Source organism: Sulfidibacter corallicola (genome assembly GCF_017498545.1).
Lineage (GTDB): Bacteria > Acidobacteriota > Holophagae > Acanthopleuribacterales > Acanthopleuribacteraceae > Sulfidibacter > Sulfidibacter corallicola.
Genome location: NZ_CP071793.1, coordinates 4941924 through 4967361 on the forward strand (window position 1 = coordinate 4941924; position 25438 = coordinate 4967361).

General features: G+C 57.0%; 20 protein-coding genes. 15 read left to right on the forward strand and 5 right to left on the reverse strand.

The annotated features are described in order from the left end of the window. Positions 1–4 precede the first annotated feature (4 nt). The 8 genes from fsa (at position 5) to J3U87_RS14735 (ending at position 8273) form a co-directional block, all read left to right on the forward strand. Positions 5–652, forward strand: a complete 648-nt coding sequence (gene fsa, locus J3U87_RS14700; protein WP_237383808.1) for a fructose-6-phosphate aldolase — start codon at positions 5–7, stop codon at positions 650–652. A 226-nt stretch (positions 653–878) separates the two neighbouring features. Beyond that, the gene (gene mnmE / locus J3U87_RS14705) at positions 879–2240 is read left to right on the forward strand and encodes a tRNA uridine-5-carboxymethylaminomethyl(34) synthesis GTPase MnmE (RefSeq protein ID WP_237383809.1); all 1362 of its coding nucleotides are present in this window, start codon (positions 879–881) and stop codon (positions 2238–2240) included. 4 nt (positions 2241–2244) lie between these two features. Next, entirely contained in the window at positions 2245–4116 is a 1872-nt protein-coding gene (gene mnmG / locus J3U87_RS14710) for a tRNA uridine-5-carboxymethylaminomethyl(34) synthesis enzyme MnmG (protein ID WP_237383810.1), read from the forward strand. 41 nt (positions 4117–4157) lie between these two features. Next, positions 4158–4943 carry a ParA family protein gene (locus tag J3U87_RS14715; RefSeq protein ID WP_237383811.1) on the forward strand — a complete coding sequence of 262 codons (786 nt, stop codon included), beginning with the start codon at positions 4158–4160 and terminating at the stop codon, positions 4941–4943. Further along, positions 4909–5772, forward strand: coding sequence for a ParB/RepB/Spo0J family partition protein (locus J3U87_RS14720; RefSeq protein WP_237383812.1), 864 nt, complete (start codon positions 4909–4911; stop codon positions 5770–5772). Before J3U87_RS14715 ends, J3U87_RS14720 begins: the two co-directional genes overlap by 35 nt. 5 nt (positions 5773–5777) lie before the next feature. Further along, positions 5778–6143, forward strand: coding sequence for a bactofilin family protein (locus tag J3U87_RS14725; RefSeq protein ID WP_237383813.1), 366 nt, complete (start codon positions 5778–5780; stop codon positions 6141–6143). After that, on the forward strand, positions 6143–7000 hold the full coding sequence (gene accD, locus J3U87_RS14730; RefSeq protein WP_237383814.1) for an acetyl-CoA carboxylase, carboxyltransferase subunit beta: 858 nt from the start codon (positions 6143–6145) through the stop codon (positions 6998–7000). The genes J3U87_RS14725 and accD overlap by 1 nt, the downstream gene beginning before the upstream one ends. A gap of 157 nt (positions 7001–7157) precedes the next feature. Continuing rightward, a complete protein-coding gene (locus J3U87_RS14735) occupies positions 7158–8273 on the forward strand; it encodes a bifunctional folylpolyglutamate synthase/dihydrofolate synthase (RefSeq protein WP_237383815.1) in 1116 nt (371 codons plus the stop codon). Between the two features lie 89 nt (positions 8274–8362). Here J3U87_RS14735 and J3U87_RS14740 read toward each other — a convergent pair whose 3' ends face one another. Both J3U87_RS14740 and J3U87_RS14745 read right to left on the reverse strand, forming a co-directional pair. Next, complete coding sequence (locus tag J3U87_RS14740) at positions 8363–8731, reverse strand: response regulator (RefSeq protein ID WP_237383816.1); 369 nt, start codon at positions 8729–8731, stop codon at positions 8363–8365. Positions 8732–8857: 126 nt separating this feature from the next. Continuing rightward, a complete protein-coding gene (locus J3U87_RS14745; protein ID WP_237383817.1) occupies positions 8858–9718 on the reverse strand; it encodes a PAS domain S-box protein in 861 nt (286 codons plus the stop codon). A gap of 460 nt (positions 9719–10178) precedes the next feature. Here J3U87_RS14745 and pspF point away from each other — a divergent pair, with 460 nt between their 5' ends. The 3 genes from pspF to J3U87_RS14760 all read left to right on the forward strand — a co-directional run bounded on the left by pspF (position 10179) and on the right by J3U87_RS14760 (position 13108). After that, on the forward strand, positions 10179–11306 hold the full coding sequence (gene pspF, locus J3U87_RS14750; protein WP_420038304.1) for a phage shock protein operon transcriptional activator: 1128 nt from the start codon (positions 10179–10181) through the stop codon (positions 11304–11306). A 207-nt stretch (positions 11307–11513) separates the two neighbouring features. Then, on the forward strand, positions 11514–12200 hold the full coding sequence (gene ftsE, locus J3U87_RS14755) for a cell division ATP-binding protein FtsE (RefSeq protein ID WP_237383819.1): 687 nt from the start codon (positions 11514–11516) through the stop codon (positions 12198–12200). Continuing rightward, entirely contained in the window at positions 12200–13108 is a 909-nt protein-coding gene (locus tag J3U87_RS14760; protein ID WP_237383820.1) for a cell division protein FtsX, read from the forward strand. Before ftsE ends, J3U87_RS14760 begins: the two co-directional genes overlap by 1 nt. A 120-nt stretch (positions 13109–13228) precedes the next feature. On the opposite strand, the gene J3U87_RS14765 is transcribed toward J3U87_RS14760, so the two are convergent. The 3 genes from J3U87_RS14765 to J3U87_RS14775 form a co-directional block, all read right to left on the reverse strand. Further along, positions 13229–15877 (reverse strand): protein-arginine deiminase family protein, encoded by a 2649-nt coding sequence (locus J3U87_RS14765; protein ID WP_237383821.1) that lies wholly within the window; start codon positions 15875–15877, stop codon positions 13229–13231. Beyond that, positions 15870–18821: a hypothetical protein gene (locus J3U87_RS14770; protein ID WP_237383822.1), complete on the reverse strand. Its 2952-nt coding sequence runs from the start codon at positions 18819–18821 to the stop codon at positions 15870–15872. The genes J3U87_RS14765 and J3U87_RS14770 overlap by 8 nt, the downstream gene beginning before the upstream one ends. 326 nt (positions 18822–19147) lie before the next feature. Beyond that, positions 19148–19336, reverse strand: coding sequence for a YgaP family membrane protein (locus J3U87_RS14775; RefSeq protein ID WP_237383823.1), 189 nt, complete (start codon positions 19334–19336; stop codon positions 19148–19150). A gap of 334 nt (positions 19337–19670) precedes the next feature. On the opposite strand from J3U87_RS14775, the gene J3U87_RS14780 reads away from it, so the two are divergent. The 4 genes from J3U87_RS14780 to J3U87_RS14795 all read left to right on the forward strand — a co-directional run bounded on the left by J3U87_RS14780 (position 19671) and on the right by J3U87_RS14795 (position 25396). Continuing rightward, positions 19671–22682: an efflux RND transporter permease subunit gene (locus J3U87_RS14780; RefSeq protein ID WP_237383824.1), complete on the forward strand. Its 3012-nt coding sequence runs from the start codon at positions 19671–19673 to the stop codon at positions 22680–22682. After that, on the forward strand, positions 22675–23451 hold the full coding sequence (locus J3U87_RS14785) for an outer membrane lipoprotein-sorting protein (RefSeq protein ID WP_237383825.1): 777 nt from the start codon (positions 22675–22677) through the stop codon (positions 23449–23451). The genes J3U87_RS14780 and J3U87_RS14785 overlap by 8 nt, the downstream gene beginning before the upstream one ends. 31 nt (positions 23452–23482) lie before the next feature. Continuing rightward, positions 23483–24751: a hypothetical protein gene (locus tag J3U87_RS14790; protein WP_237383826.1), complete on the forward strand. Its 1269-nt coding sequence runs from the start codon at positions 23483–23485 to the stop codon at positions 24749–24751. A gap of 129 nt (positions 24752–24880) precedes the next feature. Beyond that, entirely contained in the window at positions 24881–25396 is a 516-nt protein-coding gene (locus J3U87_RS14795; protein ID WP_237383827.1) for a GNAT family N-acetyltransferase, read from the forward strand. Positions 25397–25438: the final 42 nt, after the last annotated feature.

The following is a 25438-nucleotide window of genomic DNA, read 5'->3' on the forward strand; positions in this document are numbered from 1 at the left end:
AGCTATGAAATTTTTTCTAGACACTGCGATCGTAGAAGAAATTCGGGAAGGTTTGGATTTGGGCCTGGTTGATGGCGTGACCACGAATCCTTCCCTTATTGCGAAATCAGGTCGAGATCACAAGGAAGTGGTACTCGAAATATGTGACATGGTCGATGGTCCTGTGAGTGCGGAAGTCATTGCCACCGATTTCGAAGGCATGCGCGAAGAGGCGGAGATGCTGGCCTCGTGGCACGAAAACGTGGTGGTCAAGGTTCCTTTGACCGAAGCTGGACTGAAAACCGTTCACCAATTGGCACCGCAGGGCATTCGTTTCAACGTAACCCTGTGCTTCAGCCTCGCGCAAGCCTTGTTGGCGGCGAAGGCGGGAGCCAGTTTCATTTCGCCCTTCGTGGGGCGGTGGGACGACATCAATACCCGGGGAATCGAATTGATTCCCGAGATGGTTCAAATGTACGACAACTACGGTTTCGATACGCAGGTCCTGGTGGCCAGCATTCGTTCGCCGCTTCACGTGACGGAAGCGGCCCTGGCCGGCGCCCAAGTTGCGACCTTGCCGTTCGGTGTCCTCCGGCAGATGTTCAAACATCCGCTGACCGATATCGGTATCGAAAAATTCCTTGCGGATTACCGCAAGACTCAGGAATCGTGATCGAAGCCATCCGAGGAACGATATAACCCAAAAGAGGAAGCTTTGGTTGCGGCCGGCTTCCTCTTTTTTTGTGGGCGATGGAAGATGCACCTGGTATGCCGATGGATTTTTTGAATTGTTCCACGTGGAACATCGAGATCTCGCAGGTGGTGTGGACTGGATCCGATCCACGGGGTCGAACCAAATTGCCGCGCGAAGCGCGGCGGCGAAATAGGAGAGAGGGGAGATGAGCAACGGTTACTCCGACGTCGATGTGATCGTGGCACCGGCGACACCTTTTCGGACCAAGGCGCCGCTCGCCATCATTCGCGTTTCGGGAGAAAAATCTCTGGAGTTGTTGGCTCGTTGCTTCCAGCCTCGCCACGGCGAACTCAAGGGATCCTGGCGCGTTCACTACGGCGACTGGATCGATGGCGAAGGCATGGTCGACGACGTGGTGGTTTCCACCTTTCGCGCCCCGCGCTCCTATACCGGTCAGGACATGTTCGAGGTGAGCTGTCACGGCAATCCGGTTTTTGTGGAAGCGATCCTTCAATCGATTTTAAAGGAAGGGGGGCGCCGCGCCCGTCCTGGCGAATTCACTATGCGCGCGGTTCTGAACGGCAAGATGGATTTGCTGCAGGCCGAGGGCGTCAACGCGTTGATCGATTGCAACACCCGATACCAGGCCGGATTGATTCGTCGTCAGGCCAAGGGACCGCTGGTGGATTTTGTTCACCGTCAAGTGGAGGAGATTCTTCAAATCCAGGCGCACATCGAAGCCACCATCGATTATGGCGAAGAGGATATCGATGCACTCGAACGAGACTCGCTCGGTGGTCGATTGGCCCAGTTGATCTCTCGCTTCCAAAAGCTTCATCAAACCGCGGCCTTCGCCAATTCCATGCGACGCGGCTTCAAGGTCCTCTTGACCGGCGAACCCAATGTGGGCAAGAGCACCCTCTTCAATGCACTGGTTCGCCAGGAGCGCGCGATCGTCACCGAGTTGCCGGGCACGACGCGCGACTTGATCAGTGAAGAAATCGAGATGCAGGGTTTGCCGGTGATCCTGATCGACAGCGCCGGCGTGCGACAGACCGACGATGTGATCGAGAATATCGGTATCGAGAAGATCTACCAAACGCTCGAGCAGGTGGATCTGGTTCTGTTCCTCAGTGCGGCCGGCGATGCGATGGAACCCTACCCGCGTTTGCGTGAATTACCCGAGGAAAAGTGGCTTCACGTACAAACCAAAGCCGATTTGCAGCCCTCGGACGGCGAAAATGACCTCGAAAAAGAGGGTCGAATTTGCGTATCTGCCGCCACTGGTATGGGTTTACAGCGACTGGAATCTGAAATTGTGCTAAGATTGTCAACGGATTTTGAAGATCAATCGGTGTATTTGATCAATCAGCGGCAAGAAGAAATAATTTCCACGGTTATTCAGCAACTCCAAAACGCTTACGATGATTTTGACATGGGTTTCGGCGAGGAAGTGTTGAGTTCCTATTTGAACACCGCTCGCCAGCAGCTTGGAGAGTTGACCGGCGAAACCACCGTAGAAGACATTCTCGACCGGATGTTCTCCAATTTTTGTTTGGGAAAATAGAGGTATGCAGCAAACCGATGTAATTGTGATCGGCGCCGGCCACGCCGGTTGCGAAGCGGCTTGGGCTTGTGCTCGGATGGGACTGAACACCGTGGTCTTTACGATCAACCTGGATTCGGTGGGACAGATGTCCTGCAATCCGGCAGTCGGCGGTTTGGCCAAAGGTCATATGGTTCGCGAATTGGATGCCCTCGGCGGGATCATGCCCGAGATCGCCGATCAAACGGGGATTCAATTTCGCATGTTGAACCGCAGTCGGGGGCCGGCGGTTCAGGCGCCTCGTTGCCAATCGGACAAGGTGGCCTATCGATCGCTGATCCGTCGGCGGCTCGAAGCCCAAGAAAACCTGATGATCCGCCAGGGGATCGTGACCCGCTTGTTGATGGAAGGGGAGCGGGTGGTCGGCGTTCAACTCAAGGACGGCGATCGGCTTTTCGCCAAGGCGGTGGTCGTGACCACCGGTACCTTCCTGCGCGGCAAAATTTTTATCGGGCAGACCACTTACGAGGCCGGCCGTTGCAATGAACTGGCGGCGCGCGAATTGAGTGCCAGTATTTTGGATCTGGGTTTTCAATTGGGTCGTATGAAAACCGGCACGCCCGCCCGTCTGCACAAGAAGAGCATCGACTACGCGCGTTTCGAAGCACAGTGGGGCGATCGCGATCCGGTGTTCTTCAGTTATCAGACCAAAGAGACCACTTTGGAACAGGTCTGCTGTCACCTGGGGTACACCAACGAAACCACCCACCGCATCATTCAGGACAACTTGCACCGTTCCCCGCTTTTTTCCGGGGAGATCCAGGGCGTTGGCCCGCGCTATTGCCCCAGCATCGAAGACAAGGTCGTCAAGTTTCCGGATCGCAATCGCCATCAGATTTTTTTGGAACCGGAATCCCATCACACCATCGAAGTCTACGTGAACGGGATGTCCACCTGTTTGCCGATCGATGTTCAAAAGGAGCTGTATCGCTCGGTTCCCGGTTTGGAGTACAGCGAGATTCTGCGTCCCGGCTATGCGGTCGAATACGACCACATCGATCCCACCGAGTGCAAACCCACTCTGGAAACCAAAAGGGTTCAAGGCCTGTACATGGCCGGCCAGATCAACGGAACTTCGGGATACGAAGAAGCGGCCGCGCAAGGATTCGTGGCCGGGGTCAATGCCGGACTCGCCGTACGGCAAATGGAACCCATGATCCTGACTCGCGATTTGGCCTACATCGGTGTGTTGATCGATGACCTGGTCACCAAGGGGACCAAGGAACCCTATCGCATGTTCACCTCGCGAGCCGAACACCGCTTGATGCTCGACGTTTTCTCCGCCGATCAACGCTTGGCGGAAATCGGTCGACGCATTGGCCTGGTGGACGAGGCGCGTTATGCCGCGGTCGTCGAAAAGTACGAAACCCTGGCGCGCGACATTCAGCGACTGAAGGAATATCGAATCAAACCGACCAAGGATAACAAGGCGAAATACGAGCTGGCCGGTCTGCCGCTCAAGCAGGTCGTCACCGCCCACGACCTGGTTCGCCGACCCAAGGTAGGATTGCGTAAGATTTTGTCCATTGCGGATGATCTCCAATTGGAAACCGATTTTCTCGACGATTTGGAGCACAAGATCCGCTATGCGCCATATGTGGAAAAGGAAAACGAAGAGCTGGCCAAGATCGAAGGCCTGCGCCGTTTTCAAATACCCGAGGAGTTCGATTACGCGTTGGTTCCCAGTCTGCGGCGCGAATTGTTGGAAAAGCTGACCACCATTCGTCCCAAGACGTTGGACCAGGCCTCGCGAATCAGTGGCATGAACGCCAGCACGCTGGCCATCATCCACGTTTTTGTGAAACGCTATCTCAGTGAGAAACAGAAATCGGCCTAATTGAAAACATTCAGCCGTGATCACGGCGATGAGGTAATGCCATGGGGCAAGTGATTGGAATCGTAAACCAAAAGGGTGGCGTGGGTAAGACCACGACCGCCGTCAATTTGGCTGCGTCATTGGCGGCTATCGATAAGAAAATTCTTCTCATCGATTTCGACCCACAGGGCAACGCCAGCAGTGGTGTGAACATCGATAAGGAAGAGGCCTCTCACAACATCTATCACGTTCTTTCGGGGGAGGTGACCCTGGAAGACGCCATGATCGTATGCGAAATCCCCACGCTGTTTGCGATTTCGGGCCATCGGAACCTGGCGGCGGCCGAAGTCGAATTGGTCAACGAAGTTGGACGCGAGTTCGTGTTGAAGAACCTGCTCGACCCCATCAAAGATCAGTTCGATTACATTTTTGTGGACTGCCCGCCTTCGCTCAGTTTGCTGACGGTAAACGCGCTCACGGCTTCCGATGGTGTGGTGATTCCGATTCAAGCCGAGTACTACGCTTTGGAGGGGGTTCGCGATCTGGTGGGCACCATCGAGCTGGTCAAAAAACGGCTGAACCCCAGCCTGCAAATTACCGGTATCATTGTCACCATGTACGACGAACGCACCAATTTGAGTCAGCAGGTCCTGCAAGATGTGAAAGGCTTCTTTGGGAACCAGCTTTACAAGACAGTCATTCCTCGAAACGTGCGCCTGAGCGAAGCCCCCAGTTTTGGGAAACCGGCCATGCTCTACGATATCAAAAGCAAGGGTGCGCAGGCCTATCTTAAATTAGCCAAGGAGTTTTTGAATGGCCAAAAAATTAGGTCTCGGAAAGGGGCTTAGCGCGCTCATTCCTTCAGTACCCAAGGAGCAGGAGGAACTGAAGGAGTTTTTGGAAGAAATCGACGTCGCCCTGATCGATCCCAATCCGGATCAACCTCGGCAGGTTTTTCACGAGTCACAACTGATCGAACTGTCCGAATCCATCAAACACAATGGTGTGATTCAACCGATCATCGTGACCCGAGACGGCAATCGCTACATCGTCATTGCCGGTGAACGTCGTTGGCGTGCCACCAAACTGGCCGGGTATCCCAAAATTCCGGCGATCATTCGCAATATCGAGAAAGGGCAGATGCTCTCGTTGGCGCTGCTCGAGAACATTCAGCGTCAGGAGTTGAACCCGATCGAAGAAGCCCTGGCCTATCGAAAGCTGATCGATACCCACGATTTCACCCATGAGAGCCTGGCCAGCAGCCTTGGCAAGAGCCGGGTCACGATATCGAATACTTTGCGACTGCTGCGATTGCCGGATGTCATCAAGAACATGATCCAGGACGGCGGCTTGTCGTTCGGCCATGCACGGTGTTTGATCACCCTGGAAGACAAGGAAAAGGTCGTCAAACTGGCGCAGCAGTGCGTAGACAAACAGTGGTCGGTTCGCGAACTCGAGAAGCGCGTGGCACTGGAACGGGAAAACAAAAAGCGCCCGTTGAAATCCAAGAAAGACCCCGTTGTCAAAGAGACCGAGACCCGCTTGCGCCAGTCGATGAAGCACAAGGTCAACATCTCCGGCGATTCGAAAAAGGGGAAGATCGTCATTGCCTACGGCTCAGAGAACGAATTCCAGGATCTGCTGTCGTTCCTGACTCGAAACGGTGAAGGAGAGTAGGGTTTATGGCGGACAACGGTTTCTTGAGTGGCCTGATCATGGAAGGTACGCGCTTCGAAGGGAAGCTGATTTTCAAAAATAAAATGCGTATCGATGGCGAGTTTTCCGGCGAGATTGTCTCGGAAGACCAGCTCATCGTAGGCAAAAAAGCCTGTGTCGAAGGCAGTATCAAGTGCGGGCAAATGGTCGTGATGGGCGAGGTGAGAGGTCACATCACCGAGTGCTCTCATTTGCAGATACAGGAAAACGGGAAGGTCTACGGCGACATTCGCGTGGGGATTCTCGAGATAAAACCCGGTGCCATTTTCGATGGAAAATGCGCTATGATCTCTGACTATCGAACCGAAAAGACCAAAGCAGGGAAGTCATAATGTCTTGGTTTATTAAGAAATCCGCTCCGATTCGGCGCACCAACGATAAGAAAGTTGAAATTCCTAAAGGCCTGTGGGAGAAGTGTCCAGCCTGTAAGGAGATCATCTACCGCCAGGAGTTGGATCGCAACGACAGTGTGTGCCCCAAGTGCGGCTATCACTTTCGCATTTCGCCGGCTGAACGCTTCAATCGCCTGTTTGACGATGAGAAATTCCAAGTCCTTTTCAACGATGTTCAGCCACAGGATCCCCTGGGCTTCAAAGCGGTCAAGCGATATAAAGATCAGTTGAAGTCTTTGGAGAAACGCGGATTTCAGGAAGAGGCGGTTTGGGTCGCCCGCGGTCACATCGGTGGTATCGAATCCGTTGTGGGCATCATGGATTTTTCCTTTCTCGGGGGTTCGATGGGCTCGGTTGTCGGTGAGAAAATCACCCGCGGCATCGAGGCGGCCACTGAAGAAGGATTGCCTGTCATCATCTTTTCATGCAGCGGTGGTGCGCGCATGATGGAAGGGGCTATTTCGTTGATGCAGATGGCCAAGATCTCTTCGGCCCTTGCGTACCTTTCCAAGAAGCGTCTCCCGTTCATCAGCGTCCTGACCGATCCCACGACCGGTGGGGTGACGGCGAGTTACGCGATGCTGGGAGATCTGAATATCGCCGAGCCCAAAGCCCTGATCGGTTTTGCGGGTCCGCGCGTCATTCAGCAGACGATCAAGCAGGAGCTGCCTCCGGGCTTCCAGCGTTCCGAGTTTCTGTTGGAGCACGGAATGCTCGATGCGATCGTCAAGCGGAGCGAGCTGAAAGAGAAAATTACCAAGTACCTCCGCTTTTTTAACTTCACCTACCAAGATTGAGTGCTCTGGAAACCTGTCGAGAATTAAAAAATGCCGTGGGTAGGGTCGAGTAAGCCGTGAAAAACGGATTCTCGTGGAGTTAACGTGTTGCTTGCTCTAACCCTATCAAAAAGAGATAGTTGGAAGCATCAATCGATGGCTTTCGGAATGTGGGTGATTGTTGAGCCTTTCCCCGGAGCTTTTACCCGAACCAAAACCGCCGCTGGCCATTTTTGAGCGGAGTCGAGAGTGGGCGAGTTTTCGTCCGACCTTGAATCGGGTGCGCGCCGTGCTCGATGCACTGGATGAACCCCACCGAAAGTATCCGCACATTCTGGTAGGCGGCACCAATGGCAAGGGAACCACGGCCACCAACCTCGCTTTCAATCTTCCTGGCCGAGTCGGTTTGTTTCAATCGCCCCACCTGGTAGACATTCGGGAGCGAATCACCATCGGCGGGGCCTGGGTTTCGGATACGCTATGGCGGCGAGCAGAGGAACGAGTGCTCGAGGTAGTACCCGATCCGGAGCTTTCCTATTTCGAGTGGCTGCTCGTTCTCGCGGTAGAGATCTTCCGCATGGAGCGAGTGGATTGGGCGGTATTCGAAATCGGTTTGGGTGGCCGATGGGATGCCGCGAATGCCTTGGATCCCTGTCTCTCGGTGATCACCAACGTGGGTTTGGACCACGTTGCCATTTTGGGAGATACACGAGAGGCGATCGCTTCGGAAAAGATAGAGATTGCGCGGCCGGATCGGCCCTTGGTTCTGCCCGAATCGGTCTATCGATTGGATGGGGTGGCCCAGCGACTTGACGAAATTGGCTGCGTTCCCAGGGTGCTTACAGGAGTGAATGGCTACTTGGGATATCGTCGCTTGGTAGATGTTTCCTTAGATTGCCTTAGTATTACGAAGTCATCACAGGAATGGATGTCGCTGCCAGGACGTAGAGAAGTTTTAGTACTAGAAGATAAAGTATATTTAGACGGTGCGCATAATGTGGATGGCTGGTCATCCGTCCTGAACTGGATGCGAGAGTTGGGTGTAGGAAAGATACCGATATTATGTAATCTTTCTTTGGGAAAGAATCCTCGAGAATTCATGGACATTTTTGATGCCATCGCCGATTCGTACCATTTGTGGCCGATAGGGTTCGAAAAGGAATTACCCAGCCAAAATTGGCCCGAGCATGTGTCCCGTGTGGACGTCGCGGGGGTTCGAGGCCTGTTGAGGCGACCCGTCCTGGTAACGGGCTCCCTATACCTTGTAGGGGCCTTCAAACGCCTGTTGATGTGAAGGGGCCGGTCGCCTCCAGGAGACCCCGAACGTTCACGCCTCTCCCCTCTTCGAAACGAGGCTATCTGGAAAATCCGGCGATCGGTCGCTCAGCCTTTGGCGAGAATCGCGTCGAGTTTGGCGCGCAGGGTTTCGGGCGACATGGGTTTGATGACGTAATTGTTGACACCTGCCTTGAGCGCAATGATGACGTCGTCCTTGGCGGCCATGGTCGTGACCATGAGAATCGGCGTATTCGCATAAGGGCCTGATTTTACGTTCTTAACGAAAGTAAGACCGTCCATGACCGGCATGTTCCAATCCGTGATGATCAGGTCCACCCCACCGGCTTCATCGAGGTGTGCGAGCGCCTGTTTCCCGTTCTCCGCCTCCATGACGTCGTGGTGACCGATCTGCTTGAGCGTGTTGATGATGATGCGCCTCATGGTACTGCTGTCATCGATGACCAAAAATTTCACCTTGCCCTCCTGGAGCTGTGATCCGCTGTAACGAGAAAAAGCGCTCCCGCCGTACGCAACCGATTAGGATTATTTTTCGGACATTTTTTCCCATAACCTGAGTTTCCGTTACCCCGCGCACCCGGGTCACGAATTGGAAAGTGCACGCATGGCCGAGGTGATCGTTTGAAGGATGTAGCGGTTGCCGTGGATGTCCAAAGAGGTGGCATGGATCACGACTTGAATTTGATAGCCCTCGGCATGAATGAAGTTTTTTTGGTAGCGGATCGGCGTTTGACCGATGCCTTGAAGTCGGTCCCGCTCTACTTCACTACCCTCTTCAGGTGTGAAATCCCATATGGATTTTTTATGAACTTGATTGTCGCGGAAGCCGATCAGAGCGCAAAAACTCGGGTTGGCGTCATAGATGACGCCCTTCTTGTTCATAATGACAATACCGAGTGGTGATGCATCGAACAGTTGGCGATTGTAGGTACCTGTTTCGTGTAATACCAAAGCGGATTTTTGGGCACGTATCACTTCAAAACAAAACGTGGAAAATACGCGACAAAAATCCAAGTCCCATTGATTGAAAGGTGGCGTGCGTTTGTTGTGCAGGCTGATGATGGCGTGAATGTGATTGTCTTCGTCCGTCAGCGGAAGAATCATGAGAGAGCCGTCGTTGTAACCGGCCCAGCCACTGCTGGTGATGTTGTTGTGTTGGGCCACGTCTTCGACGAGGATCGGCGCCCGATTTTCCAGGGCCGCGTTCAAAGGACTCCCCGCTTTCAGGGGAAGCGGAATCATTTCCGGAACGTGACCGGGGTCCAGCGATTGGCGAAGGCACAATCCACCGCGCTCGAAGGTAAACAGGCTGCCGCCCTGGGCGTCGGAAATCGCGGCGACCTCTTCGAGCACCACGCGGTAGACCATGGCGTGCGGGCAACGAGCGACGCGCTTGGTGGACTGTATCAACTGTTCAATTTGATTGGATCTGGATGTCGTCATGGGGAAAGACCAAAGGCTGCGTCATCGCGAGCCAGGCGATCGGGATGCGCGACGCGCCATCGCTGTTTGTCCCACGAGGCGAAACCATGTACGAGATAACTTTAAATAATTTGAAATAATAGATTTAATTGTCACGACCGCATTCGTGGAACGCGCTGACATGGAGCCTCGCAAGGGGTGGTTTACTGGAACAATCGGCCGAATCGCCCGGATCATTAGGTGCCGGAGTGTTTTTTGTAACGTGTTCGCTTCTCAGGTTTTGAAAAAGGGAGGCGTCGAAAGGCACGGGCTCTTGCTAAGATCGCAGGAGATACCGAAGCGGGTTCGGTTCCATTCGCCTCATTCGTATTTGTGATCGCGGCCTTTCCTATCGATCATAACGCCTTACCGGATAAAGTAGTCCAGGAGATCGTCGATGACGAAGAATCTCTACCTCAAGCGACAAAACCAAGCGGCATTGATCGAGAAATACCGCATGTTGGGCGAGTCGGAATCGTTTTTGGACTCCATGCAGCGCGTTTCTCGCGCGGCCAAGGTAAACCGTCCGGTGTTGATCATCGGCGAGCGCGGCACCGGCAAGGAGTTGGTGGCGGCCCGTCTCCATTATCTTTCGCCGCGATGGCAGCAACCTCGAATCACGATCAACTGCGCGGCTTTTTCCAAGGACCTACTGGAATCCGAGGTGTTCGGCTACGAGCAGGGTGCCTTTACAGGGGCGACCAAGACCAAGCCGGGCCGTTTCGAGTTGGCGCACCAGGGGTCGCTGTTCCTGGACGAATTGGCCAACAGCCCGCTGGCTCTTCAGGAAAAGCTGTTGCGGGTCTTGGAATACGGAGAATTCGAGCGGGTGGGCGGCATTCAATCCCTGCAGGTGGACGTTCGCGTCATTGCCGCCACCAACCAGGACTTGCCCGAATTGTGCCGGCGCCAGAAGTTCAAGGAAGACTTGCTGGACCGTCTTTCGTTCGAGGTGATCACCCTCCCCCCTCTTCGCGAGCGCATTGACGACATCCCGCTGCTGGTCTCCAACTTCGCGGTGCGCATGGCGCGTGAAATGAACCTGCGCAGTGCGCCGCGGTTCAGTCGTCCCGCGATTCTCTCGATGATGGAATACCCTTGGCCAGGCAACGTACGCGAGCTGAAAAATACGGTAGAGCGGGCTGTGTATCGCAGCGACGGCGAGCCGATCGAAGAAATCGAATTCGACCCGTTCGACTCCCCTTTCCGCCCCGCAAGCACTCCGCCCGCGGATCCCGGAGTGCCCCGCGTCGATTCGGTGCCGGCGCCGGTACGGCCCATCGAGAGCGGCCCTTCGGTTGCGGCGGTCGCTGGGTCGGAGGCTCCGGAAGTGGATGGAGCCGGTGTCCCATCGGATGAAGCGCGATCGGACGAGGCTGTCGCGGTCGGTGAGGGCGATCCCTCCGAAGCCGAAGAGGTCACGCTTCCGGCGGCGATCGAGGCCTTGGAGCGCAAGATGGTCACCCAGGCGCTCGAGAAGACCCTGTTCAACCAAACCCGAGCCGCCGAGGCTTTGGGTGTGAGCTATTATCAATTGCGTAGAATATTGAAGCGATTGGATTTGCCTTGAGCGGTCCAATCCACCCGTTCGTTTTTCAAATCACGAACCGACGAAATTTCCAGGTGGGTTTAGGTCGGTCTTGGGTAGAATGGTGGAGCATTTGTTCCCGTGGAATCGGTCCTTTATCGCGATGGCAGGCCACTGATCGGACATAGAACCGACCTGCTGCCCTTTGGGGAATTGGCTCGATGGAACCAACCTGAAATCGAGATTTTTATGATTCGCTTTTACCATGTGTATCAATCTTATCAAAAAGACGTATTTGCCCTTTCCGACATATCCTTCATCGTGAACCCCGGTGAATTCATTTTTCTGACCGGGCCGAGCGGGGCCGGCAAGACCACTCTGTTGAAGTTGATCATTCGTGAAGAGGTTCCCAAGAAGGGCCAAATCCTGGTCCATGGCCAGAACGTCAGCTCGATTCCTGTCTCCAAGATTCCCCGTTTGCGGCGATCGATCGGTGTCGTGTTCCAGGATTTCAAATTGATTCGCACCAAGACCGTTTTCGAGAATGTCACCTTCGTACTGAAGACCCTGGGCGTCGATTTGAAGGAGCGGCGCCGGCGTGCCCACAACGTACTCAAGATGGTGGGCCTCCAGCACAAGACCCACTTCTACCCGCTCGAGCTATCCGGGGGCGAACAGCAGCGGGTCGCCGTGGCACGGGCGATCGTCAACGATCCGGCCCTGTTGCTGGCCGACGAGCCCACGGGCAACCTCGACCCCGATCGTGCCGGAGAGATCATGGACCTGTTCGAGAAAATCAACCGCAAGGGGACCACGGTCCTGGTGGCTACCCACGATCGCGATATGATTCAGCGCATGCGCAAACGGGTGATTTCGTTGCAGGCAGGCCGTTTGGAGCATGATTCCGGGCCGCAAATCCAAGTCGAGGAAACCTGATGCTCCAGTTTCTCTACTTCTCCTTTTCCGAGGCGATCACCAGCCTGTGGCGGACCCGTATTCTCAACCTGCTGAGTCTGGGAACCATCATGTTCGCGATGTTCATTCTGGGGTCCTTCATGTTCGTGGGGCTCAACCTCAAGAAGGTCACCTTGGATTGGCAGGACCAGATTCAATTCAACGTATTTCTCAAGGACAGTTGCACCGAGCAAATGGTCAAGGCGATCGACGACCATCTGGCCAACAGCTTCTTCGTGGACACCTATACCTACCTTTCCAAGACCGACGCGCGCGACCGGTTTCAGGACAACTTCGCGGCCTACAAGAACGTGGTCGACAATTTGGACGAAAACCCCTTCCCTGCCAGCTTCCAGGTCTTTCTCTTCAAAGGAACCAATCGCGAAACGTTCGAGAGCCTGCGCGAGGAATTGGCCAATTTGCAGGGCATCGAGGAGATCTACTACGACGAAGAGGTCTTCCAGCGATTGGAGCTGTTCGCCGGCTTGATTCAGCTCTCGGGCTGGTTTTTTGGCGTCATCGTGATCTTCTCGTCGATTTTCACCATATCCAACGTGTTGAAGCTGACGTTCTTCACCCGCCGCGAGGAAGTGGATATCATGAAGTTGGTGGGCGCCTCGCGGGCCTACATCCGCGGACCCTTCATCGTGGAGGGCGTGCTGCAGGGTTTGTTGGGTGCCCTGGTGGGCGTGACATTGGTATACATCGGGCATCTGGGCCTCTCGCGCTGGCTGACGAGCAATCCCGAATTCATTTTGAGCAACGTGGAGCCCGTCTTCCTGCCGTTCAAGTGGGTCCTGTTCCTGGTGGCGGCCGGTGGATTTTCCGGATTGGTAGGCAGCCTGTTTTCGCTGAACCAGTTCCTGGAAGAGCACATCAGCTACCAGTGACGGACTATCGGGTCCTTGCACTCGCTACGGTCGAATGGGGCGTGGGAGTTCGTTCTCCGGCTCGTCGCCGAGCCATGCCACTCTTTTTTCGAGACGGCACGAACCCTTCGGATTCGGTCGTCAGTTCCTCCGGTCCGTTTCGAAAGTGAACCTTTTCGTCGGCTTCCACCAGGTGCTCCAAGCTTTGTCCGGTCGGCGCAAAACATTGGTTCCGCAATGAATGGCACCCAAGCGAACATGGTAGTACCAGGCCTCCACCCACTCCGCTTTCAGGCCGATGGAGGCCAATGCGATATGGGTGTAGACCTGGAACAGGTCCACCATGCCGTCGGGAATCAGGATCGGCCGCCAACCCGTCCGCAACCGGCCTTTCCCGTGAAAGTGTCGGGGATTGGCCTTCAGGATCTTTTCCGCGATTTCTTTCTTTTCCTTGCCCGGGAACCCGTCCTGAAAGGATTCCGCCAGTTCTTCGTGATCCTTGTCCTGGTGATGACCGCCGGGTTCGCGATAGGTCCAGTGGATGGTGCGGAATTCGGCCCGTTTGAGGTAGGCGGCGCCCAGCCGGTGTCCATAATTCACGTCGAAGAATTCGAGGACCGGCTTGAGGACGGCGGCGGCATCGTCCGGGTACATTCGCGGTCCGTGTGGTCGTGCCACCAGGGCGTGGCCGTTGACGACCTGCATGTTCACCATATTGGGCAGAAAGGCCGAAGTGGTTTGTTTGGCGGGATCGTCCACCCTATCGAAGAGAACCGGAATCAACAGGTTGTCGGCCCGTGGTAGTTCCTGGTTCATCTGAAAGTTGAGATAGGCTGCATGAGATCGACTGATTTTGGTATTGCCGTTTTTGTCGAACACCAGGAAATCCAGGACGCTGATATCGGCCGGATAGCGCGCCTGCGTGCCCTCACCCCGTTTGTAAGGTAACTGCCAGTTCGCCAAGGCGTCTTTGTAATACTCGGCCATGATTCGATAAATGCGGGGTGGCAACGTGACCATGCCGGCGCCCACGGGCTCGTGGTGCAGCCATTTCATGCCGCGAAGCATGCGGGTCATGGGGGCGTCGCCGTGGTTGGTGAACCGCTTGGTGTAGGAGTAATCGTCTATGATTCGTTCGGGAGGGCCCGTGTGGGGGTGGCCGCTGGGAAGGCCGGAAACATAGCGCCTGATGGCCTGTTCCAGGATGCGTAACGCGATCATGGGCGACGCCATCATGACCGTGCAGTCGCGTCCTTTGCGGGCGGGCCCGAACGCCAGGATTTCGTCCACATGACCCACATCCAGCCACGAAGTATCGACGGCGACGATGGGTTGCCGACGCTGGGCTTTCAGGAACGAGAGCAGGGCCCCATCCATTTGTGCCTTTTGATGGTGGCCGATGACCAATTTGCCGAAGGGGAACCCGTCCAAGGGAGGCGTCGCCTCGATGTTGCCTCCGTAATTTTGGGAGCTGTGCATATCCATGATGCGCTGGAAGAGTTTGTTCAAGTCGTCGGGGGTGACGGTCGCCAGTAGCTTTCCCTTGACCGAAATCCGCACGTTGCCCCCGACGATCTTGAAACTGTTCATCAACCGTACATATCGTTTTTTTTCGACGTTTTTGAGGTTTTGCAAGTGTGAACGAACCTGGGCATGGGGCGACTTGTCGATCAGCTTGTCCACCACTTCTCGAAACGAATGGTGGAGCGTGGGGAGCGTTTTGGTCAGGAGTTGATGAAAGGTATCGGGCTCGGGAGGAAATTTTTTATGTTTGCGCCCTTTCAGCTCGTCCACCAGTAGCTTGCGGAACCGGAGGAATCGTTGAAATTGGTACAGGAGCGGGCCCGATCGTTCGAATGCGAGATGAGCGACCTTCCCATTCACGTCCCTGATGGCCAGTTTGCGTTTGTGGAAATCTTGGAATAATCCCAAATCTCGAGAGGGAAAGTGGGTGGTCACGAATTTCGAGAGATTGGGTGCGTAATGCGGTTGGATGACGTTCACCAGGACCCTGGGCAGGTGCACCACCAGGCGCATTCCTGGCCCACCCGGTTTGTGGGCGTAGGCCATTTGGAACTGGTCCTGAACCCAGGCGTCACCGAGGTTGAGTGTCGTGGGAATCTTGACGAGCTTCAGGCCCCTGATGCGTTTCACGGCAGCTTCCACCTCGCGAACGGCCGCGCCATTTTCCGATGTTTCCGCCATGTAGATGTGCTCGGCGTGACCGAGACTGCCGGCAAACAAGAGCGGCGCCAGTTGGAAGTAGCACCAGTCCAAAACCCGCTCGCGCCGGTGCGCGTCGATCGTGATCAATTGGACTTTCAACTCCGATGGATTCTGGGGTTTGGCGCCCGGGGCCGGTACGGGCACACCCATGGGCGATCCCGCCGGAGCGGTGGCCTCCAGGTAATAGGTTCCGCTTTTCCAACCCGGAAGTGCGAAGCGGGATCCCTGGTGCCATTGGGCACGGAGCGCCTTTTGGCGATGGTCGTAGAGGCGCACCACCTTGGCGGACGCGCCGACGATCTTGAGGAACAGGGGCCCTCCGAGGGATCGGCGAATGCGAATGAACAGCGGCGTGAGGTCGCGGTCGCGGCGCCTCTTGGGGGCGTCCATGTCCAAAACCGTTGGCGCCACGAGCGTGACCTGCCTGGGCAGACGACGTCGATCGGCATCCAGATTGGCCAGCAATATGGCACCGGGAAGCGTTTGGCGCTTGGCATACTCGCGCCGGGACCGGGAAAGCCGACCGTCGTGATCGAAGTCGGCATGTAGTTCGAAATCAGCCATTGGATTGGTTGTCGATATCCATCGTTTTGTCGGTGAGGCTGTCTTTGATGGCGGGCACCTCTTCCAGATCCTGAACGACCACCAGCGAGGTGGGAACCACCACGTCCCACGGTTTGGCGTTGGCGTCGGGATAGGGTTCCGTCTTTTGGCCTCTGCCGTGTCGACGCATGATTTCTTCCACGATGGGCACGTACAGGTCGTCGTCGCGCAAGGGGGCGTCTCCACCGTTCCAGGTGACCCCGGTTTGCAGGAAATAAGCGATGGCTTTTTCGAAACCCGGACGGACGGGTACCTGCACGCGAGCCGCACCGGCCTTCAGGAAGGCCGCGAAATCGGGATCGGGATCCTGAAGATGCAACGCCTTGGTCCAACTGGCCGTGCGCCCCCAAAAGTAGGGGTAGAACACGTACAACATGTTGTCCCATTCGAAGGTGTTCTCGAAAAAGCGAACGTAATCGCCAACCGGACCCGCCAACGTCAAGTCGGGAACGGGTGGTTTTCCCGACCAGACGTCGAAGCCGGGATGGGTGCGCCCCGTGAGCATGGAAACGGTCAGTTTTTTCAGCTCGTCTTGCTCCAAACGCCTGTTTTCGCCAGGGTTCCTTCCCAGAATGCGGACGCCCTCGGCAATCTGGCGCGCTTCTTTTTCTTCGTCGTAGTCGGCTTTTTGTTTGAGGTAGGCTTCCATGATGGAGGCGAAGACCTTGTGCTGCCATTTGGCCAGGCCTTCGGGTGTCAGGCGGCAGAACACATCCACGCCCAGGCCGAAAGAGGTCACGTTCATGATGCTCAGGGCCAGGGCGATTTCCTTTCGGTACCCGCGAAAGAAATTGTGGTACTCGGCGCCCCAGGCATTGGTGAAATCGTAGGTGCTACCGCCCAAGACGATGCGAAACCCCTTCTTGCCATGGCCCGACATCACGTAATCGGTGGACACCAAGCCACCGTAGGCTTCGTAATCGGGAGGGATCACCAATTTTTGGGCACGGCCGAAATTGCCGGCCGTGGTGCCGTCCTGCTTTTCGAAATGGGAGACCACCGTATAGGTATCGGGTGGATGGGGGGCATCGGTAACGCCGTAGGCCGCCAGGAATTGACCGTAGTTGCCGCGGGTCAGGTGTTCCGGTTTCAGTTTCGAGCCGCGATGGCTGGGTGCGATCGGTTCCTTGAGGACCCTGTCGACGGGAGGGTCCTCCAACAGGCCGTGAAGGAACCAGGCCGCCGGTTCGGGAACCAGGAACTCGAACATCATGCGCTGACCGTAATTGAGGATGCGGGCTTCGTAAATTTTGTTGAGCCAGCGATAGACGCCACGCACGTTTTGATTGGTTTGGCCGGTGTTGTCCAGGCGGTGCAAATTGGTTTCTTCGATTTCGTGGAGCACGCGCCGCCGTCGTTCCTCGCGCACCCGTTCCCGCGTTCGTTCGGCCGCTCGTTCGGTGACTTCCCTTGCGAACCTGGAAGCTTGCCGAGTGGATGATTCGTGAGACGTGGCATAGGAGGCATTCAAACTGGCGGAAAAGTTCACGGCCGGCCCAAACGAGGCGCTCACACGCATGCCCGCTTCCAAGTTGAATCGATCGCGCACCACTTCTTCGGCTTCTTTTTGGATTTCGTTGCGTTCCGTACTCTGTAGATCTCGTTCGCGTTCGGTTTCCTGTTCCGTCTCGAGTAGGGTTTGCTCTTCGCGCTGCTCCAGGCGTCGGTGTTCCCGCTCCCTGAACTCGCCGCGCAACACGTTTTCCACGTGGGCGATATCCCCCAACTGGTAGGCCTTGAGGCGCTGTTTGACCACCAACAGATCGCCGACCGAGGCCTGAAATCCAGCGCCTCGTATTTTGGAGACGTCGGGTTTGGCATAGCCGATGGTCGAGTGAAAGCTTTCCCGAGCCAGCCAGGCCCCGCCCAAATCCACCAGGGTTCGATCGGCGGGGGTTACGCTGAATTGCCCACTGAGTATCTGCTGTTCGGCTTCGATGGAGTGCACGATCTGGTGGGGTTCCTCGGCTCCGGAAAGCCCCAATCGAGCCAGGATTTCTCCGGTATGGGTACTCAGCGCGCCGCGAGCCGACTCCGACAGGGACAGTCGCGTTTCCGCGGCTCGCTGGTCCGGGCTGACGCCGGTTCTGATCTCCGCGAAGGCCTGGTCTTCACCCATCAGCGCCAACTGTTCCGAGAGCAAGTTCACCTTTGCCTCGATGTTTTGAAGGGAATCATCTGAAGTGGGCGTCGGTTCCGGAGGCGTTTCCTTGGCGCGCAACACGAGACCATCGGGCGTGGCGATTTGCGCCATGATTTCCCGGCGTGCCCGCTCCAGGGCATCCAGGTCCTGGCGCAACGCTTCCGTATCGTCTGCGGGAGGATCGGGAGCGGGATCCTCCACCACGGGAGACGGCGGTTCCGGCATCGACCATTGTTCCGGGTTTTCCACGGTAACGGTATTCAGGGCATCGCCCAAGCTGGTGTCCGGATCGCCGAAAAACGCGTGCTGGGCAACCCGTTCGACCAGGTGGAGCAGTTTCAGGAAATAGACCAGTTGATCCCCGAGGGCCTGCTCGCCCAACACCGAAACGGCTTGCAGCGAGTCGGCCAGATTCTGCCTCGTCTGGCGAAATACCTCGGATTCCACCATGTCCATGGCCGGAACACCCAGTGTCGACTCCAACTCGACAGCAAGATCCAATTGATCCGCGGCCAGGGAACGGGCGTTCTCGAACCAGGCCGGAAGTCCCTGCAGTTCGGCGGGTAAGGCGTTTTCGCCGGGGATGAAGTCGGAAGAGGCGCGGAAGGCGTCCGCAAGGGTGGTGCGAGCGGCGTCACTTTCGGCATTGGCGAGCGATTCGAAAAAATCGCTGACCCCATCCGCATAGGGTTTCATCTTGGGAAGCGCTTTGGGTTTGGCGGGACGCAAAGAAAGATAGCGAAAAACTGAATCTTCGGACATGGCTGGACCTCGCGAGAAAAATCCGTTTGTTTTTGGAAAAATGGATTAGTCTCATTGTATCCGAAAAAGCAGTGGGGGATCGAGAGAGGAAGAAGTTAGTTTGAGGATAGGCTGGTTTTGTCTGGAAAAATTATCCTGGCATTTTAGGGTATCGCGCCAAAAACGGATGCCGATGTCTCGAGGGCCCTGGGTCCTGCAGGTTCCTTCGAGCGACCGGTCGATCCGATCGAGATGGGCCGACACGGCCTATCTCCGAGGTGCACACCAGGCATCGATTTCGGACGCAAAAAGAGGCGCCGCAACGCCTCTTTTCCGCATTCTGTCATTCAGTTTTTCAAGCCCATCATGCGGAATACGGTCATGGCGGGGCACCAATCGGTGAAGGCACTCTGCAGCAGGTTGGCACCGACGAAGATCGTCAACCAGATGAAATGAGCACTGACGAGTTGGGTCAACAAGACACTGATCAGAACCACGAGTCCTGCCATCAGACGAAGCGCACGGTTAATGGTCATGGAACACCTCCGGATGTGGTTTCACATCGTTTTGCTGGACCGCTCCGTGCTTGCGGCTTGCACCGGGTGCTTCGCGAGTCGGGCGGGCCGGGTCCGCCGGCAGGCGGCCGCTGCACTACTAGGGCATAGCCTGTGCCATTTAGTTAACTTCTGAAAATGAAGTGGTTACTGATATGGAGGTGTTTCATCTGTTTCATCGGTGTTTCAACCGTTTCGTGTCGGTGAAACCGTGAAACCTATTTAACTTGTTGAAAATGAGACAGGTACGCGATTTCCTCCTTGGCATTGGCGTTGCTCTTTAGCTTGCGAAAGAAATATTTCGCGGAGGCTCGCGATGAAAACCCTGCTCACCGATTTCAGCCTGAAGCATCCCTGGTGGATCTTCTCGCTCGTCCTACTGGCCACGGCCGGCTTGGCCCTTCAGTTCCCCAAGGTTCACTTCGACAACGATCCCGAGAACATGTTGCGCGCGGATGAGCCGATTCGTCTATACCACCACGAGGTCAAGGAACGGTTCAGTCTCTACGACTTCGTCATCGTCGGTATCGTGAACGAAGACCACGAAGACGGTATCTTCAATGTGGAGACTCTTGGACGGATCGATGATTTGACGGGGCAGTTGCTCTCCCTCGAGCCCACCGATCGCGGGGAAATCCGGGTGACCACCCCGTCTCGCGGCGATCGCGCCGCCCAGACGGCCACTTTGGATCTCAATCCCAGCGACCTGTTTCACCGGCTCCTCAATGTCGCTTTTCGGCACAACCCCAACCGGCTGTTCGACGAAGAGGGTCACAGTGCGATCGTGGGTCGCGAGTTGATCGCGCCAGGTGTGGTCGACAACCTCAAACAGGCCGAACTGGGTGCCCTGAAACTGGAATACCTGATGGAACGGCCCCCGCGCACCCGTGCCGAAGCGCTGACCATTCGCGACGATGCGATGGGGAACCCGCTCTATCGCGGCACGCTGGTCTCCGAGGACGGCATGGCGATCTGTCTCTATATCCCCATTTCGGAGAAAACGTTCAGCTACAACGTCGCCAATTTGGTGGAAACGCTGACCGCCGATTGGCCGGCATCCGATCAGGTGCACATCACCGGCCTACCCGTAGCCGAAGATACGTTCGGCGTGGAAATGCTGGTGCAAATGGCGACCTCGGCACCGATGGCGGGCCTGGCGATCTTCCTGCTGCTCCTGTTGTTCTTCCGTCGCCTGTCCCTGATCATTGCGCCGATGGTGGTGGCGGTGATCAGCATCGTCTGCACCATGGGCCTGCTGATCGGGCTCGGCTTCGACGTGCACATCATGAGCTCCATGATCGCCATCTTCCTGATGCCGATCGCGGTGGCGGATTCGGTGCACATCCTCTCCGAGTTCTTCGATACCTATCATCGCTTCCAGGACAAGGCCAAAACGGTTCGCTCGGTGGTGGGCCATCTGTTCATGCCGATGCTGTACACGAGCCTGACGACCATGGCGGGTTTCGGTTCGCTGGCATTCACCCCCATCCCGCCGGTTCGCGTATTCGGTGCCCACGTGGCCTTTGGCGTCGGCCTGGCCTGGTTGCTGACGATGACGCTGATCCCGGCTTACATCATGGTGTTCGTGCCCGCCAAATCCCTGGCGAATCTGCAACCGACGGGTCTGGCCCACGCCCCCGGACCGATGGCCAGGTTCCTGGAGCGGTTCGGTCGCATCAGCTACCGCCATTGGAAAGGGATCTTGACGGCGACCGCGCTGTTGCTGGCCGTCGCCGCCTTCGGCATCTCCCGAATCAACGTCAACGACAATCCGGTCAAGTGGTTCACGGAAGATCACGCCATTCGCACCGCCGACCGGGTTTTGAATCACCACTTCGGCGGGACCTACACCGCCTACCTGACCCTGACCGCGCCGGAATCTTCGCAGGTGAATGCCGAGACCGTTGCGGCCGATGTGACCGAGCGAATCAGGGATCGGCTGTCCCTCATCTTTCCCGACGCCGTTGGCCAGTTTCTCGGCGACATCCAGGCCACGTTGCGCACCCATGGCCACGACGCTTCGGCGCTGTTGGATGCGCTCGGGCCCAAGGCGGCCGCGATCGACGCCCAACTGGCCGGCGGTTGGGACCTGCTGGCCGACGAAATCAACTACCTGGACCCCGAAGGTCTCGATCGAAGCGGGTTGAAGCGGGTGGTCGCCGGGCTGACCGGCGTCGATCCGGCCATTACGGCCACCCTGTTTTCCGAAATCGAACGCGTCGATCCCGCCGAGGGCGCCGACCTGCAGGACACCGCCCTCGAAATCTGCGACACCTTCACGGAGCGACGCTTCAGTCAGGTGTTGGCCGAATGCCGTACCGCCTGGTTCGCGCCGGCCTTCAAGCGACCCGAGGTGTTGCGCTACGTCGAAGACCTGCAACGGCATCTGGCCGAGCATCCTCTGGTGGGAAAAACCACTTCCGCGGTGGACGCGCTGAAGAAGGCCTCCTTCGAACTCAACTACCGCCAACCGGGCGCGGAGGCGCCGCACCCGGCACCTGCCAACGAGACCTATTTCGCCGTGCCGAACACGGTGGAAGCCGTCGGCCAGGTCTTTACCCAACTGGAAGGCATGAAGAAAAAGGACAGCCTCTTCCACTTGGTGACTCGCGATTACCGCATGGCCAATCTTTGGGTCCAACTCAAGAGTGGCGACAACCAGGACATGGAAGCGGTGGTGACCGCCGTGGCGGATTACATGGCCGCGCACCCCGCACCCGACGGGCTGGTATCCGATTGGGCCGGGCTGACCTACCTGAACGTGGTCTGGCAGGAAAAGATGGTCAACGGCATGATGACCTCGCTCGCCTCCAGCTTCGTGGTCGTGCTGTTGATGATGATCGTGCTGTTCCGGTCCCCCCTGTTCGGCCTGCTCTCCATGATTCCCCTGACTGTGACCATCTCGCTGATCTACGGCCTGATCGGGTTGGTCGGCAAAGATTACGACATGCCGGTCGCCGTTCTTTCGGCCTTGACCTTGGGGTTGAGCATCGACTTCGCGATTCACTTCCTACAACGAGGCCGCGAGATGACCCGCCAACGAGGGTCCTGGAAGGCCGCGGTCGCGGAAATGTTTCGCGAGCCGGCCACGGCCATCAGCCGCAACGCCGTGACCATTTCCATCGGGTTCACGCCGTTGCTGTTCGCGCCGCTGGTGCCCTACCGCACCGTCGGCTTCTTCCTCGCCACCATCATGGCGGTTTCCTGGGTGGCGACGCTCTTCATCCTGGCTGCGCTCTCGCGCGGCCTCGAGCGTTGGCTCTACCCCGCCCAAAACGTTCCGGCCGAACCGGAACCCAGCAATCGAAAGGAGAAGTGTCATGTTTAAACGCTTGGCTGGTTTTATGGTGCTGTTTCACGCGCTGACCGCCTGGGCCGGCGAGCCCGACGTCACCGAAATCATCGAGAAGGCCAACCGCGCCGCCTACTACGCCGGCAAGGACGGCCGCGCCGACGTCGCCATGAAAATCGACGACGGCAAGGGCAACATCCGCGAGCGCGCCTTCACCATCCTGCGATTGAACACGGGTGAGGTGGACCAACGTTTCTACGTCTATTTCAAAGCGCCCGCCGACGTTCGCAAAATGGCCTATCTGGTTTGGAAAAATCCGGGAAGAGAGGATGATCGGTGGCTCTGGTTGCCCGCCTTGAACCTGGTGAAACGCATCGCGCCCGGTGACAAACGCACCTCCTTCGTGGGTTCGGACTTCGTGTACGAAGACGTGTCGGGACGCGATCTGGCCGCCGACCACCACGAGCTCGTGGAAACCACCGACACCCAATACGTCGTCGAGAACACCCCCAAAAAGCCGGATGAGGTGGAGTTCTCCTCCTACAAGGTATGGATCGACAAGGACACGTTCCTCCCTCGCAAGGCCGAGTACCGCGATAAATCCGGCAAGCTCTACCGGCGCGTCGAGGCCTTGGCCGTGACCGACGTCGACGGTTATCCGACCGTGACCGAGTCGCGGGTGCAGGACCTGGTCACCGGAGGTTCGACGCTGAATGCCTTCAGCAACATCAGCTATGACCTGGGCCTGGTGGACAAGATTTTCACCGAGCGATTCCTGCGTCGCCCGCCGCGGGAGATTCGATGATCGAGCGTGCGAAACGGGCGGGAGGTACGTCATGCGGATGAAGTTTTTGGTTCTCTTGGTTTGGACCTGTGCGCTCATGGGAGGCGAGGCCCCTTTCGGCTTCGAAGCCCACGGGTTCTTCGATGTTCGGGCCGGCTTTCGCCTGCAGAACGACGCCACCCAACGAGACACCAGTCTCGCCGAATCGCGGCTGCAATTGGATCTCAACCGAATGGGCGAATGGACCACGCTTCAAATTCGCGGCGATGCCGTCTACGACGACGTCATCGACGACCGCGACATCGATTTGGAAACCGGTCGGGGTTGGTTCGACCTGCGCGAGGCCAATCTGCTGTTCTCGCCGAATCGGTCGATGGACGTGAAGGTGGGCCGCCAGATCCTCACTTGGGGAACCGGTGACCTGTTGTTCGTCAACGACCTGTTTCCCAAGGATTGGCAATCGTTCTTCTCCGGTCGTCAGACGGAATACCTCAAGGCTCCTTCCGATGCCCTGATGATGAGTTTCTTTCCGTCGTTCGCCAATATCGATCTGGTCTACACGCCGCGCTTCGATGCCGATCGCTTCATTCGCGGCGAGCGTTTCTCCTATTGGAACGGCAATCTGGGACGTCGCGCCGGTCGCGACGCGGTCGTCGCGGTGGATCGGCCCGATCGGTGGGTGGACGATGGCGAATGGGCCTTGAGGATTTCCCGAACGATCAAGGGCTACGAGTTGGCGTTCTACGGATATGACGGATTTTGGAAGAGCCCGGCCGGCCAGGATCCGGTGCGCGGCTTGGCGACCTTTCCCGAACTGCGCGTATGGGGGGCGTCCTTGCGCGGTGGGTTCGGCAAAGGCCTGATTCATGCCGAATTCGGCTGGTACGATTCGCGCCGAGATCGCGATGGCGAAGATCCGACGGTGGGCAACGGCGAAATACGGGTCCTCTTGGGGTATGAACGGGAGCTGGCGCGCGAGTTTACCCTGGGCGTTCAGTATTACCTGGAACGGATGCTGGACTACGAAAACTACCGAGCCAGCCTTCCGGCGGGTTTGGTGGGCCGCGATCGGAACCGCCACGTGACCACGGTGCGATTGACCAGGACCGCCATGAACCAGAACCTGACGCTGTCCCTGTTCGGGTATGCCTCGCCCAGCGACAACGACTTCTACCTGCGGCCTTCGGTCTCGTGGAAGGTGACCGACGCCTGGCAGGTATTCGCGGGGGGGAATTTGTTCGGTGGCTCGCGCGACCACACCTTCTTCGGACAGTTCGAGAAGAACAGCAACGCCTACGGCGGTTTCCGCTACAGCTTTTGAGTGGGAAAGTCGATGCCTCCGCGTTCTCCGTGACCTTGGTGGTAAAAATCCCGGAAAACTCCCCGCTCGGTATTTGGCTCGAATGATGAGAGAATCGCGCCAAACTTCACCGATTCGGGAGATGCGACCATGGCCGACACACCCCTCATTCGAACGCTGGATCCAGGTGATTGCGACATCATGGTATCCATCATCCGCGAAGGATTGCGCAGTCTGACCGGCGGTAGCTGCGGTTCCGGCGTCGACGATCGCGAACTCGACGACCTGTACGCGGCCTACCGAGCGGAGGGCCGCCGTTACCTGGTCCTCTCCGAGGGCGAGGCTTTGTTGGGCGGCGGCGGTTTCGCACCCCTGAAAGGTCGCGAGGGCGAAGGCATCTGCGAACTTCAGCGGATGTATCTGAGACCGGAATCGCGCGGTCGCGGTCTGGGCCGGCTGCTGTTGGAGCGCCTTTTGGCGGAAGCCGTCGCGGCCGGCTACCATCGCTGTTATTTGGAAACACACCGCAATATGACCGCCGCTCAGAAGCTCTACGCCCGTTTCGGGTTCCGGCGCGCGGAGGATCGCACCGGCGCCACCGGGCATTCCGCCTGTGACCTGTTCTTCGTGAAAGATTTGAGTGCCGATCCGCACCGGGAAGCCTGATGGGCACCAGCCATCTTTTTTATATGTAAGGTAAATGAAGAA